Source organism: Lysobacter sp. yr284 (assembly GCF_900107375.1).
In the GTDB taxonomy this organism is placed as follows: Bacteria; Pseudomonadota; Gammaproteobacteria; order Xanthomonadales; family Xanthomonadaceae; genus Lysobacter.
In genome coordinates this window covers 181713-196343 of sequence record NZ_FNPT01000006.1, presented here as the reverse complement: position 1 = coordinate 196343, position 14631 = coordinate 181713, and the positions used below count along the sequence as shown (strand labels likewise).

General features: G+C 70.4%; 9 protein-coding genes. 7 read left to right on the top strand and 2 right to left on the bottom strand.

The window, feature by feature from the left end; translation table 11 throughout:
- Window positions 1-75: 75 nt before the first annotated feature.
- The gene (locus BLV01_RS12350; RefSeq protein WP_091799629.1) at window positions 76-3417 is read right to left on the bottom strand and encodes a non-ribosomal peptide synthetase; all 3342 of its coding nucleotides are present in this window, start codon (window positions 3415-3417) and stop codon (window positions 76-78) included.
- Entirely contained in the window at window positions 3414-6716 is a 3303-nt protein-coding gene (locus BLV01_RS12345) for a non-ribosomal peptide synthetase (protein ID WP_305791398.1), read from the bottom strand. The genes BLV01_RS12350 and BLV01_RS12345 overlap by 4 nt, the downstream gene beginning before the upstream one ends.
- On the opposite strand from BLV01_RS12345, the gene BLV01_RS26285 reads away from it, so the two are divergent.
- The 7 genes from BLV01_RS26285 to BLV01_RS12315 all read left to right on the top strand — a co-directional run bounded on the left by BLV01_RS26285 (window position 6669) and on the right by BLV01_RS12315 (window position 14548).
- A complete protein-coding gene (locus BLV01_RS26285; protein WP_175485898.1) occupies window positions 6669-6854 on the top strand; it encodes a hypothetical protein in 186 nt (61 codons plus the stop codon). The two genes, BLV01_RS12345 and BLV01_RS26285, sit on opposite strands and share 48 nt — an antisense overlap.
- Before the next feature lie 267 nt (window positions 6855-7121).
- Window positions 7122-8222, top strand: coding sequence for a class II aldolase/adducin family protein (locus tag BLV01_RS12340; protein WP_091799622.1), 1101 nt, complete (start codon window positions 7122-7124; stop codon window positions 8220-8222).
- Between the two features lie 48 nt (window positions 8223-8270).
- On the top strand, window positions 8271-9929 hold the full coding sequence (locus BLV01_RS12335) for an NTP transferase domain-containing protein (protein WP_091799619.1): 1659 nt from the start codon (window positions 8271-8273) through the stop codon (window positions 9927-9929).
- On the top strand, window positions 9926-11116 hold the full coding sequence (locus tag BLV01_RS12330; protein WP_217633498.1) for a glycosyltransferase: 1191 nt from the start codon (window positions 9926-9928) through the stop codon (window positions 11114-11116). The genes BLV01_RS12335 and BLV01_RS12330 overlap by 4 nt, the downstream gene beginning before the upstream one ends.
- Window positions 11113-11700: a phosphatidylinositol-specific phospholipase C/glycerophosphodiester phosphodiesterase family protein gene (locus BLV01_RS12325; protein ID WP_091799616.1), complete on the top strand. Its 588-nt coding sequence runs from the start codon at window positions 11113-11115 to the stop codon at window positions 11698-11700. The genes BLV01_RS12330 and BLV01_RS12325 overlap by 4 nt, the downstream gene beginning before the upstream one ends.
- Entirely contained in the window at window positions 11697-13775 is a 2079-nt protein-coding gene (locus tag BLV01_RS12320; RefSeq protein WP_175485896.1) for a phosphoribulokinase/uridine kinase, read from the top strand. Before BLV01_RS12325 ends, BLV01_RS12320 begins: the two co-directional genes overlap by 4 nt.
- Window positions 13772-14548, top strand: a complete 777-nt coding sequence (locus BLV01_RS12315) for an HAD family hydrolase (RefSeq protein WP_091799610.1) — start codon at window positions 13772-13774, stop codon at window positions 14546-14548. The genes BLV01_RS12320 and BLV01_RS12315 overlap by 4 nt, the downstream gene beginning before the upstream one ends.
- The last annotated feature ends 83 nt before the right edge of the window (window positions 14549-14631 follow it).

Genomic DNA, 14631 nt, shown 5'->3' with positions numbered 1-14631 from the left:
CGGTGTTTCCCCAAGCGTTGCGCGAACGCAACGCCCGTCCGCGGCCGGCGCCCCCGCGCCGCCGCGGCGTGTCGATCAGGTTCCCGTCGCGACCTGATCGGCCAGCAACGCCTGGATTTCCTCGTCGCTGAGGCCTTCCAGGTTGTCGAGCATCCCGGCCAGCCCGTCGTCGTCCTGCAGCATCTGCGCGTACTGCGCCTGCAGCCACTGGCCGAAGCCGGCCACGGTCGGCGCCTCGAACACCGTGCGCAGCCGCGCATCGCAGGCGAAGGCCTGGTTGATGCGGCTGAGCAACTGGGTGGCCAGCAGCGAATGGCCGCCGAGGTCGAAGAAATCGTCGTCGACGCCGACCCGCTCGATCCCCAGCGTCTGCGCCCAGATCTCCGCCAGCCGCGCCTCGTCGTCGTTGCGCGGGGCGACGTAGCGCTCGCTGTCGGCGCCGCTGTCCGGCGCCGGCAACGCGTTGCGGTCGACCTTGCCGTTGGGCGTGAGCGGGAAGCGCTCCAGCGTCACGAACGCGCTGGGCACCATGTAGTCGGGCAGGCTCGCGCGCAGGTGCTCGCGCATCGCGCCGGCGCCCGGCGCATCGCCGTCGGCGACGACATAGGCGACCAGGCGCTTGTCGCCGGGACGGTCTTCGCGGCAATGCACCACCGCCTGGCCGACGCCGGGCAACTGCGCCAGCACCGCCTCGATCTCGCCCAACTCGATGCGGAAACCGCGCAGCTTGACCTGATGGTCGATGCGACCGATGACCTCCAGCCGGCCGTCGCGCCGCCAGCGCGCGAGGTCGCCGGTGCGGTACAGGCGCGCGTCCGGCGAAGACGCGTAGGGATCGGGCACGAACTTCTCGGCGGTCAGTTCGGGCCGGTCGAGATAGCCCAGGGCGACGCCGTCGCCGCCGATCAGCAACTCGCCCGGAACCCCGGCCGGCAACGGCCGCAGCGCGCGGTCGACCACGTAGACGCGGGTGTTGGCGATCGGCTTGCCGATGCAGATCGCGCCGTCGCGGCGCACGCGCTCCAGCGTCGACCACACCGTGGTCTCGGTCGGGCCGTACATGTTCCACAGCTCGGCGCAGCGTTCCAGCAGGCGGTCGGCGAGTTCGCGCGGCAGCGCTTCGCCGCCGCACAGCAGGCGCAGGTCGGCGCGGCCGTGCCAGCCGGCGTCGAGCAGCATGCGCCAGGTCGCTGGCGTGGCCTGCACCACGGTGCTGCGCGAGCGCTCGATCAAGCGCGCCAGCGCCATCGCGTCGCCGGCGGTGTCGCGGTCGGCCAGCACCACGCGCGCGCCAACGCTCAACGGCAGCATCAGTTCCAGCAGGGCGATGTCGAACGACAGCGTGGTCACCGCGCACAGCGCATCGGTTTCGCCCAGGCCGGGCTCGCGCGCCATCGAGGCGAGGAAGTTGACCGCTGCGCCGTGCGGCACGCGCACGCCCTTGGGCCGGCCGGTCGAGCCGGAGGTGAAGATCACATAGGCCGGATCGCGCGGGCCCACTGCGATCGGCGCGCGCGCGCCGCCGGCATCGGCCAGCGCGTCCTTGAGGCTCAGCGACGCCTGCCCGGCGGGCAGCTGGGCGATCAGGTCGCGATCGCCGAGCACCAGCCGCATCGACGCGTCCTCGAGCATGTAGCCCAGGCGCTGCGCGGGATAGCTCGGGTCCATCGGCACGTAGGCCGCGCCGGCCTTGAGCGTGCCCAACAGCGCCGCCAGCATCGCCGGCGAACGCTCCAGGTACAGGCCGACCAGATCGCCGGCGCCGACGCCGTGCGCGGCCAGCGCGCGCGCCACCGCTTCGGCCTGGGCATCGAGTTCGGCGTAGCTCAGGCGCTGCTCGCCGGATTCGACCGCGATCGCCGCGGGCGTGCGCGCGGCCTGGGCTTCGAACAGCCCGTGCAGCGGCAGCGCCGGCGTCTCGGCCGCGGTGTCGTTCCAGTCGCGCAGCAGCTGCCGGCGTTCCAGCGGCGAAAGGATGTCCAGTTCGCCGAGCGTGCGCGCGGGGTCTTCGGCCGCCGCCGCGAGCAGGCGCTGCAGCTGGCCGGCGAACGCGGCGATGGTGGCCTCGTCGAACAGCGCGGTCGAGTACTCGAACATCATCACCAGCTGGCCGCGGTCTTCCACCGCGAACAGCGACAGATCGGTGCGCGCGGTGCCCTGGTTGACGGTGTCGAACGCCACCGTGTTCAGGCGCAGGCCCGATTCGGTGCGCGACTCGCCGGGGAAGTTCTGGAAGAACAGCATCGACTGGAACAGCGGCGTGTGGCTCTGCGCGCGGTCCAGGTCCAGCTCCTCGATCAGGCGCTCGATCGGCAGGTCCTGGTTCGAGTACGCGCCCAGGGTGGATTCCTTCACCTGCGCCAGCAGTTCGCGGAAGCTCGGATCGCCGGACAGGTCGTTGCGCAGCGCCAGCATGTTGACGAAGAAACCGACCATCGACTCCAGCTCGGGCCGGCCGCGGTTGGCCACGCCGACGCCGAGGACCTGGTCGGTCTGCCCGGAGTAGCGCATCAGCAGGGTCTGGAACGCCGCCACCAGCACCATGAAGGCGGTGGCGTCTTCGCGCCGCGCCATCTGCCGCACGCGCTCGTACGCGTCCTCGGGCAGCACCGCGCGCAGCACCGCGCCGTGCGGGCTCTGGCGCGGCGGACGCGGCCGGTCGCCGGGCAGCTCCAGCACCGGCAGACGCCCGGACAGGCGCTCTTTCCAGTACTCCAGTTGCTTGGCCAGGGTGCCGTGCTCGAACTCGTCGCGCTGCCACAGCGCGTAGTCGACGTACTGCAGTTGCGGCTCCGCCAACGGCGAGGGCTGGCCCGCTTCGAAGGCCTGGTACAGCGCGTGCAGCTCTTCCAGGATCACGCCCAGCGACCAGCCGTCGATGGCGATGTGGTGGGCGTTGATCACCAACAGGTGGCGCTCCGGCCCGGTGCGCACCAGCAGCGCGCGCAGGATCGGGCCGTGGGTCAGGTCGAAGCCGATCGCCGCTTCCTTGCGCGCCAGCTCGATCGCCTGCGCGTCGCGCTCGGCGGCCGGCAGGTCGCTGAGGTCGGCGTAGCCCAGCGGCACCTGCGCCGGCGCCAGGATCTGCTGGTACGGACCTTCGGCGTCGCTGCGCGTCACCGTGCGCAGGCTCTCGTGGCGGCGCGCGACTTCGTCGAGCGCGCGCTGCAGCGGCTCGCGCCGCAGCGGACCGTCGATCCACTGCGACAGCGGCACGTTGTACACCGCCGAACCCGGGTCGAACTGATCGAGGATCCACAGGCGCTGCTGCGCGAACGACAGCGGCAGGCGCGAGGGGCGCTCGCGCCGCACCACGCCGGGCCGCGCCGCGGCGGCCTTGCGCTGCGCCAGTTGGCGCAGCACCAGGGCCCGGCGTTCCGGCGACAAACCGGCCAAACGCGCGTCCAACTCGCTCATGACTGCTCTCCGCCTCCCATGGCCTGGCCCAGGCGGGCCGCGGCTTCCTCGTCGCTGAGGTCTTCCAGGCTCGCCAGCAGCGCCTCCAGGTCGGCGCCGTCGATCTGCTCGCGCGCCACCGCGACGCGCGCGGCCAGCTGTTCCAGGGTCGGCGCCTCGAACATCGCGCGCAGCGGCAGCTCGATGCCGAAGTGCTGGTCGATGCGCGCCAGCAGGCGCGTGGCCAGCAGCGAGTGGCCGCCGAGATCGAAGAAGTTGTCGCGCACGCCGACCCGGCGCACGTTGAGCAACTGCTTCCACAGCTCGACCATGGTCTCTTCTTCGGGCGTGCGCGGCGCGATGTCCTCGTCGCCGCCGTCCTCGCCGCCGGCCACGTCTTCCGGCGCCGGCAACGCGCGCCGGTCGACCTTGCCGTTGGGCGTCAGCGGGAAGCGTTCCAGCGCGACGAACGCGCTGGGCACCATGTAGTCCGGCAGCGCCGCGCGCAGATGGTCGCGCAGCGCGGTCGCCGCCGGCGCGGCGCCGTCGGCGGTGACGTAGGCGACCAGGCGCTTGTCGCCGGGACGGTCCTCGCGGCAATGCACCACCGCCTGGGTGACGCCGGCGAACTGCGCCAGCACCGATTCGATCTCGCCCAGCTCGATGCGGAAGCCGCGCAGCTTGATCTGGTGATCGATGCGGCCGATGACTTCCAGGGTGCCGTCGTAGCGCCAGAACGCGAGGTCGCCGGTGCGGTACAGGCGGCTGCCCGGCGCAGCGGCGAACGGATCGGGAATGAACTTCTCTTCGGTCAGGTCCGGACGGCCGCGATAGCCGGCGGCGAGGCCGTCGCCGCCGATCAGCAGTTCGCCCGGCACGCCGGCCGGCAGCAGCTGCATGTTGCGGTCGACGATGTGGATCTGGGTGTTGTCGACCGGCTTGCCGACCAGGATCGCGCCTTCGCCCGGCAACACCCGGCACAGCGCCGAATACACCGTGGTCTCGGTCGGCCCGTACAGGTTCCACAGCTCGCCGCAGCACGGCAGCAGGCGGTCGGCGAGCTCGCGCGGCAGCGCTTCGCCGGTGGAGATGATCTTGATCGCGTCGTTGCCGCGCCAACCCACTTCCAGCAGCATGCGCCAGGTCGCCGGGGTGGCCTGCATGACGTCGAGCTTGGCCTCGTCGACCAATCGGCGCAGGCGGATGCCGTCGCGCGCGGTGTCGCGGTCGACCAGCACGATGTGCGCGCCGACGGTCAGCGGCAACACCAGCTCGAACAGGGCGATGTCGAACGACAGCGTGCTGATCGCGCACAGGCTCTGGCCCGCGGCCAGGCCCGGCTCGCGCGCGACCGAACGCAGCAGGTTCACCGCCGAGCGGTTGCGGATCTCCACGCCCTTGGGCTTGCCGGTCGAACCGGAGGTGAAGATCACATAGGCCAGGTCGTCCTCGCCGGCGCCGTCGGACGGCGGCGCGTCGGCGCTGGCGTCGAGTACGGCGTCGGCATCGGCGATCACCACCGATTCGACCGCGGCCGGCGGCGTCGCCGCGAGTTCGCGCTGAGTCACCAGCACGCGCGAGGCCGAGGTCTCCAGCATGTAGGCCAGGCGGTCGCTCGGATAGGTCGGGTCCAGCGGCACGTAGCCGCCGCCGGCCTTGAGGATGGCGAGCAGACCGATCAGCATCTCCGGCGTGCGGTCGACGTACAGGCCGACCAGCTCGCCCGCCTTCACCCCGGCCGCGCGCAACTGATGCGCGAGCGCGTTGGCGCGTCGATCGAGTTCGCGATAGGCGATATGGCGCGCGCCGAAGCTCAGCGCGATCGCATCGGGCGAACGCTCCACCTGCGCCTGCACCAGCGTGGCCAGGGTGCGCTGCGCGGGCAGTTCGCGCGCGGTGTCGTTCCACTGCGCCAGTTCGGCCAGTTCGTCCGCGCCCATCAGCCGCAGCGCCGACACGCGCGCATCGGGTTCGGCCACGGCGTGGTCGAGCAAGGCCAGCAAGTGCGCGGCCAGGCGCTGGATGCGCACCGCATCGAACAGGTCGGTGCTGTACTCCAGCACCAGCTCGCGGCGCGAGTCCTGGCTCACGAACAGGCTCAGGTCGCCCTGCGCGTTGCCGGGCTGCAGCTCGTCGAGTTGCAGCGCATCGACGGTGAGGCCTTCCAGTTCGACGTCCTGGGCCGGGTAGTTCTGGAAGAAGAACATCACCTGCGCCAGCGGCGTATGGCTGGGCGAACGCGGCAGGCGCAGGGTTTCCAGCACCTTGTCCAGCGGCGCGTCGGAATTCTCCATCGCGCCGAGCACGCTTTCGCGCACGCGCTCGACCAGTTCGGCGAAGCTCGGCTCGCCGTCCAGGCGGGTGCGCATCGCCAGGGTGTTGACGAAGAAGCCGACCACCGATTCGAGCTCGACCCGGTTGCGCCCGGCCACGCCCATCGCCACGGTGATGTCGTCCTGGCCGGTGTAGCGCGACAACAGCGCCTGGTACGCGGCCAGGAACACCATCGACAGCGTCGCCTTGCGCTCGCGCGCGAATGCCTCGATGCGCTGGTTGAGCTCGGCCGGAATCTCGGTGCGGTACAACGCGCCGCGGAAGCTCTGCGCGGCCGGACGCGCGCGATCGGCGGGCAGGTCGAGCGTGGTCGCCGCGCCGGTCAGTTGCTCGCGCCAGTAGTCCAGCTGCGGCTGCAGGCCTTCGCCGCCGAGGGTTTCGTCCTGCCACACCGCGATGTCGGCGATCTGCAGCGGCAGCTCTTCCAGCGTCGCCTGTCCGCCGCGCACGCGCGCATTGTAGAGCGTGTACAGCTCGTCGAGCAGCTTGCTGATCGACCAGCCGTCGATGGCGATGTGGTGGAAGGTCAACACCAGCAGGTGCGACTGCGGCTCGGCCTCGATCAGCAGCGCGCGCAGCATCGCATCGCGGCTCAGGTCGAACGACACGCGGATGTCCTCGCGCGCCTGGCGCAACGCATCGGCGTTGCGCGCATCGGCATCGCCGCCTTGCGCGCGCGACTCGCGCCACGGCGCCTGCAGCCGATCCAGGATCAGCTGATGCGGCTCGCCGTCGTGGGTGCGGTAGACGGTCCGCAGCGCCTCGTGGCGATCGACCAACGCCTGCACCGATTCGCGCAACGCCTGCACGTCCAACGCGCCGCGCAACCACAGCGCCGCCGGCGAGTTGTACGCCGTCATGCCGGGCGTGAAGCGGTCCAGCCACCACAAGCGGCGCTGTCCGAACGTCAGCGGAATGCGCTCGGGGCGCGGCCGCGCTTGGATCCGATTCTGCGCAGCGCGCTGACGCGCTGCGATCTGACGCAAAAGCTCGCGCTTCGCCGGGGACAACCCAGCGATGCGATGATCGATCTCGCTCATCCCTTTACCTTCCATGTGACGAAACATCGTCAGCCGACCTACCCTGTCGGCGATTTAATGGCACGAACTCTTCGCAGAACCTGAGATGTTGTTGCACGCAACCCGTGGTCGCTGTCATCCTTGGTGTGCAGTCAGTCGCGCCCCCCGTATATATCCTATGCACATAACGGGGTTCGGGCGCAAAGCGGACCACATTCGGTTGCCGGCACGCCAGTGCCCGGCTGGGGAGCCGAATCAACGCCGACGAGCGGTACGCGATCGGGGAACGGACGGTGAAGGGTTTCGTTTCCATTTCCCGATAGGAATAGGGGTTTTTGCGCGCTTCAGGAGTTTTTGGCCCGGGGGGGCCCGATGCATGGATCGGCAGTTGAACGGGGCACCGCAGGTGCGGTCGGCAACCATTGCCCAGGGGTGGGTGATGTGGTCAATGCTGACTTTTTAAACGATCTAATCGCACTGTCTGCGCGTATCGGCGCAGACCCGTCGCTGGTGCAGGGCGGTGGCGGCAACACTTCGCTCAAGCGCGACGACGCGCTGTGGGTGAAGGCGTCCGGCACCTGGCTTGCGCATGCGCACGAGCGCGACATTTTCGTATCGCTGCCGTTGGCGCAGGTACGCGAGGCGTTGCGCCACGACGACGGCGAAGCGCGCGTGAACCTGTTGAGCCAAGGGCTGGCGCTGCGTCCGTCGATCGAAACGTCGCTGCATGCGTTGCTGCCGCACGCGCTGGTGGTGCACGTGCACAGCGTCGCCACCATCGCCTGGGCGGTACGCCGCGATGCGCAAACGCAACTCGCGCAGCGGCTGAACGGCCTGAATTGGGCGTGGGTGCCGTATCGCCGGCCGGGCCATCGGCTGACCCAGGCGGTGGCCGGAATACTGGATACGCAAGCGCCCGACGTGTTGGTGCTCGGCAATCACGGCCTGGTGGTCGGCGCCGCCGACCGCGCCGGCGCCGAAGCCTTGTTGGCCGAGGTCGAGCGCCGTTTGCGTCTTCCCCAACGCGACGCGCCGTCGTCGCAGCCGCAGCGACTGGCGCAGGCCAATGATCTGCACTGGGCGCCGGCGCCGCTGGAGTTGGTGCATGCGCTGGCGACCGATGCGCAGGCGCTGCGCGTCGCCGCCGGCGGCGTGTTGTACCCGGATCACGCGGTGTTCCTGGGGCCGCGCGCGGCGGTGGTGAACGAAGGCGAACGTTTGTCGGCGGCGCTCGCGCGCACCGCCGCCGAATGCGGCGCGGCGCCGTGTTTCGCGCTGGTGCCGGGCGCCGGCGTGCTGACCGCGCCGGACTTGTCCGCCGGCGCGCAGGCGATGCTGCATTGCCTTGCGCTGGTGGCGCTGCGGCTCGACGGCGAGGCCGCGCTGGCCGAACTCGGCGAGGGCGACGTCGCCGAGTTGATCGACTGGGAAGCCGAGAAGTACCGCCGTTCGCTGATGCGGACAACGAACTGATCCAACGCTGCGTCCAACACATCGCGAACTGATCCACGGAAGGAATCCATGCAGATCGTAGTTCCCATGTCGGGTTTCGGAGAGCGCTTCCGGCGCGCCGGCTACCGCGTGCCCAAGCCGCTGATCGAAGTCGAGGGCAAGCCCATCGTCGCCCACGTGGTCGACATGTTCCCGGGCGAAACCGAGTTCGTGTTCGTGTGCAACCGCGACCACCTGGAAGAACCGTCCTACCGCATGGCCGACCTGCTCGCGCAGTACTGCCCGAGCGGGCGCGTGGTCGCGATCGCGCCGCACAAGCTCGGCCCGGTCAACGCGGTGCTGCAGGCGATCGACTACCTGGACCCGCACGCGCCGACGCTGGTGAACTACTGCGACTTCACCTGCAGCTGGGACTACGCCGACTTCAAGCGCGCGATGAGCGAAAGCGGCTGCGACGGCGCGATCCCCTGCTACACCGGCTTCCACCCGCACATGATGGGCTCGACCAACTACGCCTACGTGCGCAGCGAGCGCGGCCGCGTGCTCGACATCCAGGAAAAGAAGCCCTACACCGACCAGCCGCGCAGCGAATACGCCTCCAGCGGCAGCTATTACTTCGCCTCCGCCGCGCTGATGCGCGACGCGTTCGAGCGGACCATGGCGCGGCCGGACCTGGAACTGGGCGGCGAGCGCTACGTCAGCCTGGCCTACAAGCCCTTGCTGGAGGACGGCCGCCGCATCGCGGTGTACGAGCTCAATCACTTCATGCAGTGGGGCACGCCGCAGGACCTGGAAGAATACCGTTACTGGTCCGACGCGTTCCGCCGCATCGCCGATCCTGCGCGCGCGCAGCCGCCGCCGCGCCAGCGCGGCGCGGTGATGGTGCCGATGGCCGGGCTGGGCTCGCGCTTCGCCGCCGAAGGCTACGCCGATCCCAAGCCGCTGATCGAGGTCTCCGGCGAGGCGATGGTGGTGCAGGCCGCGCGCGACCTGCCGCAGCCGGCGCAGCGCGTGTTCGTGCAGCGCCGCGACATTCCCGGGCGCGAGCGCATCGGCGAGGCCCTGCGCGCGCGCTTTCCCGGCAGCGCGCAGATCGACCTGGAGCAAGTCACCGACGGCCAGGCCCGCACCTGCCTGCTCGGCCTGGACGGGATCGACCTGGAACAGCCATTGACCATCGGCGCCTGCGACAACGGCGCGGTGTTCGACGCCGACGCGCTGGCGCAGGCGCTGGCCGACGAGTCGGCCGACGTGCTGGTGTGGACGGCGCGCGGCTATCCCGGCGCGGCGCGGCGCCCGCAGCACTACGGCTGGGTCGACGAGGCCGACGGCGCGGTGCGCGCGGTCTCGGTCAAGCAGCCGCTGGCCGATCCGGCCAACGACCCGATCGTGCTCGGCACCTTCACCTTCCGCCGCGCCGCCGACTTCGTCGCCGCCGCGCAGGCGATGATCGCGCGCGACGGCCGGGTCAACGGCGAGTTCTACGTCGATACCTGCATCAACGATGCGCTGGCGCAGGGCCTGCGCTGCAAGGTGTTCGAGGTTTCGCACTACCTGTGCTGGGGCACGCCGGACGACCTGCGCACCTACGAGTACTGGCAATCGTGCTTCCACAAGTGGCCGGCGCACCCGTACCGGCTCGAACGCGATCCGCGCGTGGCCGAGCCGGCGCGCGCGGCGCTGGAACAGCGCTACCGCATGCGCCAGCCGGAGCGGGCGACGTGGTGAACGCCCTGCCCGCGCCCGCCGCGACCTCGCGCCTGCGCGGCGAACTGGCGCGTTTCCTGCTCGTCGGCTTCACCGCGGTGGCGATCGACTTCGCGGTCTATCGCGGCCTGCTGTGGCTGGCGCTGGAGGTGCATCCGGCCAAGACCGCCGGCTACGTCGCCGGCGCCGCCTTCGGCTATTTCGCCAACCGCGCCTTCACCTTCCGGGTCGGCGCACGCTGGCATCCGCGCGAGCTGCTCGGCTTCCTCGCCGTCTACGCGGTCGCGCTGGCGGCCAACGTGGCGGTCAACGCGCTGGCGCTGGCCGTGCTCGGCCGCGGCGAGATCGCGCTGGCGCTGGCGTTCGTCGCCGCCACCGGAGTCTCCGCGGCGATGAACTTCGTCGGCCTCAAGCTGTTCGTGTTCGGCGCCGATCCCGCACGCGCCGATGCGCCGAAGCCCCTGCCCGGCGGCCACGAGGCCGCGGGCGCGCGCACCACTTTGTCGCTGGTGATCCCCTGCTACAACGAAGCCGCCAACCTGCCGCTGCTGGTGGCGCGCCTGCGCGAGACCTTCCGCGACGAGCGGGTCGAGGCGGTGCTGGTCGACAACGGTTCCAGCGACGACAGCCCGGCGGTGCTGGCGCAGCTGCTCGCCGGCCAGTCGCGCATCCGCAGCGTGCGGGTCGAGGTCAACCAGGGCTACGGCCACGGCATCCTCGCCGGCCTGCGCGCGGCGCGCGGCGAGGTGATCGGCTGGACCCACGCCGACATGCAGACCGACCCGTTCGATGCGCTGCGCGGCCTGCAATGGTTCGACGCCGACGCCGATCCGCAGCGGTTGTTCGTCAAGGGCCGCCGCTACGGCCGGCCGCTGGCCGACGTCGCCTTCACCGTCGGCATGTCGGCGTTCGAGACCGTGCTGCTGGGCCGGCGCATGTGGGACATCAACGCCCAGCCGACCCTGTTCCCGCGCGCCTTCTTCGACACCTGGCGCGATCCGCCGCAGGATTTCGCCCTGGACCTGTACGCCTACCACCAGGCGCTGCGCCAGGGCCTGCGCGTGCGCCGCTTCCCGGTACGCTTCGGCGAACGCGCGCACGGCCACTCGCACTGGAACGTCAACTGGCGGGCCAAGCTGCGCTTCATCAAGCGCACCGTCGATTTCAGCCTGCGCCTGCGCCGCGAACTGCGGGAGCGCCGGGCATGATCGTGATCCGCCACCGCCGCAACACCCTGGCCGAACTGCAGGCCACGCCCGCGGACCTGGGCATCGAGCTCGACCTGCGCAGCCGCGGCGAGGAACTGATCATCCACCACGACGCCTTCGCCGACGGCGAACGCTTCGAGGACTGGCTGGCCGGTTTCCGCCACCGCACCTTGATCCTCAACGTCAAGGAAGAAGGCCTGGAGGAGCGCCTGATCGCGCTGATGCGCGAGCGCGGCATCGAGGACTATTTCTTCCTCGACCAGTCCTTCCCGTTCCTGGTGCGCACCGCCCACCGCGGCGAATCGCGCTGCGCGGTGCGGGTGTCGGAGTTCGAATCCATCGATACCGCGCTGAGCCTGGCCGGGCGCATCCAGTGGGTGTGGGTGGACTGCTTCACCCGTTTCCCGCTCGACGGCGCGCAGGCGCGGCGGCTGCAGGACGCCGGGTTCAAGCTGTGCCTGGTCTCGCCCGAACTGCAAGGGCGCGACGCCCGCAGCGAGATCCCGGCCCTGCGCGCGCTGCTGGCGCGCGAAGGCATCGCCGCCGAAGCGGTATGCACCAAGGAACCGGAGCTGTGGCGATGAACGCGGACCGGATCTGGCGCGACCCGGTGTTCCGGTTCGGCCTGCTGTTGAAGCTGGCGCTGGCGGTGCTGCTGGCACCGCAAATCCAGCAGCAGTGGTTCGTGCCGTTCGTCGCCAGCGCCATCGCCCATCCGGCGCTGGACCCGTGGTCGGCCTTCCTCGCCGCCGGCGGCGACCCGATGGCCTATCCCTACGGCCCGGCGATGCTGCTGGCGCACCTGCCCGGCACCGCGCTGGGCCTGCTCGCGGCGACCCTGGCGGGGATTCCGGAACTGACCGGCATCGGCTTCCGCCTGGGCCTGCTCGGTTTCGATCTGGCCACCTTGTACCTGCTGCTGCGGCTGTGGCCGCAGCGCCCGCGCATGCTGCTGTGGCTGTACTGGTGGTCGCCGATCGCGCTGTACGTGACCTACTGGAACGGCCAGACCGACATCGTGCCGGTGGCGCTGCTGCTGTGGGCGCTGCTGTCGCTGCGCGAGTACCGGGTGCTGCGCGGCGGCGTCGCCCTGGGGCTGGCGTTCGCGGCCAAGTTCAGCATGCTGCTGGCCGCGCCGGTGCTGGCGATCTACCTGTGGCGCAACAAGCGCCTGCGCGGGCTGTTGCGGCCGTTCGCGCAGGGCTTCGCCGTCACCGCGCTGCTGTCGCTGGCGCCGTGGCTGGCCTCGCCGGGGTTCGTGCGCATGGTGTTCGGCACGCCCGAATCGCTGCGATTGTTCGACCTGGCCCTGCCGCTGGGCCACGACCTGCGCGTCTACCTGACCCCGCTGCTGTACCTGCTGGCGATCTACGGCCTGTGGCGGCTGCGCCGGATCAGCTTCGAGCTGCTGGTCGCCGCAACCGGGCTGGCGTTCTTCCTGGTGGTGCTGGCCACGCCCGCGCCGCCGGGCTGGTACCTGTGGCTGGTGCCGTTCCTGGTCGCCCACCAGCTGCACAGCGATCGCGGCGCGCGGGTGCTGACCGCGGTGTTCTCGGTCCTGCTGATCGCCATGCACCTGGTCTATTCCAGCGGCGCCGCGCTGCCGTGGACCGGGCTCGACCCGGCCGCGCGCCTGGCCGCGGTCGGCGGCGCGCTGAGCCCGCACCTGCATTCGCTGGCCTACACCCTGATCGTCGCCGCCGGGCTGGTGCTGCTGGTGCAGATGCTGCGCGAGCGTGTCGCGCGCAACGACTACTACCGCATCGCGCAGAAGCCGGTGACGCTGGGCATCGCCGGCGATTCGGGCTCGGGCAAGGACACCCTCAGCCGCGCGCTCGCCGGGATCTTCGGCGAGCACTCGGTGGTGCACGTGTCCGGCGACGACTACCACGTCTGGGACCGCTACGCGCCGATGTGGAAGGGCCTGACCCACCTCAATCCGCGCGCCAACGACCTGCAGCGCTTCAACAACGACGTGCTGGCGCTGATGGACGGCAAGCCGATCCTGTGCCGCCACTACGACCACGGCGCCGGCCGCTTCACCGCGCCGACCCGGATCGACAAGAACGACGTGGTGATCGCCTCGGGCCTGCACGCGCTGCACATGCGCGGGCTGCGCGAGCGCTTCGACGTGTCGGTGTTCCTCGACCTCGACGAACGCCTGCGCCGGGCCTGGAAGATCGAGCGCGACGTGCACCAGCGCGGCCACCCGATGGCGACCGTGCTGGCCTCGATCGAGAAGCGCATGGCCGACTCGCGCCTGCACATCCATCCGCAGCGCAGCCTGGCGCGGCTGGTGCTGCGGCTGGAGCCGGTCAACGCGCGCCAGTTGGAAACCGGCGACGCGCTCGAACACGTGCGGCTGAAGCTGGTCGCGCTGATCCGCAACGGCACCTCGCACGAACGCCTGGCGCGGATCCTGATCGGCATTTGCGGCCTGCACCTGGACGTGCAGTCCAGCGAGGACGGCAGCGAGGTGGAAATGAGCATCGAGGGCGAGGTCGACGCCGACGACATCGCCATGGCCGCGCACACGCTGGTGCCGGGGCTGGAGGAGATGCTCGACATCCGCCCGCAGTGGGAAGGGGGCATGAGCGGAATCATGCAGTTGCTCGTGCTGATCCAGATCGAAGAATCGTTGAAGAGCCGCATCCGATGACGCTGAGAATCCACAACAACGACAAGGTCCTGCGCGCGCCGCAGGCGATCATTTTCGACACCGACAACACCTTGTACGCCTACGACCGGCCGCACAGCCAGGCGCTGGCGGCGGCCGAACGCAAGGCCGCCAAGCTGCTCGGCGTCGCCCCGGACGAGGTCAGCAGCGCGTTCTCTCGCGCGCGCGAGGACGTCAAGCGCCAGCTCGGCAAGACCGCCAGCTCGCACAGCCGGCTGCTGTACTTCCAGCGCGGCATCGAGATCCTCGGGCGCAAGACCCAGCTGGTGATCACGCTCGACCTGGAGCAGACCTACTGGCGCACGTTCCTGTCGCACTGCGAGCTGTTTCCGGGCGTGCGCGAGTTCCTGCAGGCGCTGCGCAGCAGCGGCATCGGCACGGCGATCATCACCGACCTGACCTCGCAGATACAGTTCCGCAAGATCATCTACTTCGGCCTGGACGACTGCTTCGACTACGTCGTCACGTCCGAGGAGGCCGGCGCCGACAAGCCGCAGGAAGCGCCGTTCCGGCTGGCGATCGACAAGCTCGGCATCGATCCGGCGCGGATCTGGATGATCGGCGACCACCCGGTCAACGACATCGCCGGCGCGCGTCCGTTCGGGATCAGCACGCTGCTGCGGGTGGACCGCAACCACGAAGGCCGCGACGCGGGCTGCGACGTGGAATTCGACGACTTCACCGAACTGCACCAGTTCTTCTTCTCGGGGAAGGTCGACGGGGTGAGCCAGTTCGCCGGAGCGCACGCGCGCTGAGCGGCGCGCCCACAAGGCAGGGGGAGAACGCAATGAACCAGGACACCGCCGCGCGCATCGTGCCGCGCAAGGAGCGCGCACCG

Bases quoted from the DNA above. Each gene is read 5' to 3' on its own strand.
- BLV01_RS12350 (WP_091799629.1), bottom strand. From the start codon at position 3,417: ATGAGCGAGTTGGACGCGCGTTTGGCCGGTTTGTCGCCGGAACGCCGG.
- BLV01_RS12340 (WP_091799622.1), top strand. From the start codon at position 7,122: ATGCATGGATCGGCAGTTGAACGGGGCACCGCAGGTGCGGTCGGCAAC.
- BLV01_RS12335 (WP_091799619.1), top strand. From the start codon at position 8,271: ATGCAGATCGTAGTTCCCATGTCGGGTTTCGGAGAGCGCTTCCGGCGC.
- BLV01_RS12325 (WP_091799616.1), top strand. From the start codon at position 11,113: ATGATCGTGATCCGCCACCGCCGCAACACCCTGGCCGAACTGCAGGCC.
- BLV01_RS12320 (WP_175485896.1), top strand. From the start codon at position 11,697: ATGAACGCGGACCGGATCTGGCGCGACCCGGTGTTCCGGTTCGGCCTG.
- BLV01_RS12315 (WP_091799610.1), top strand. From the start codon at position 13,772: ATGACGCTGAGAATCCACAACAACGACAAGGTCCTGCGCGCGCCGCAG.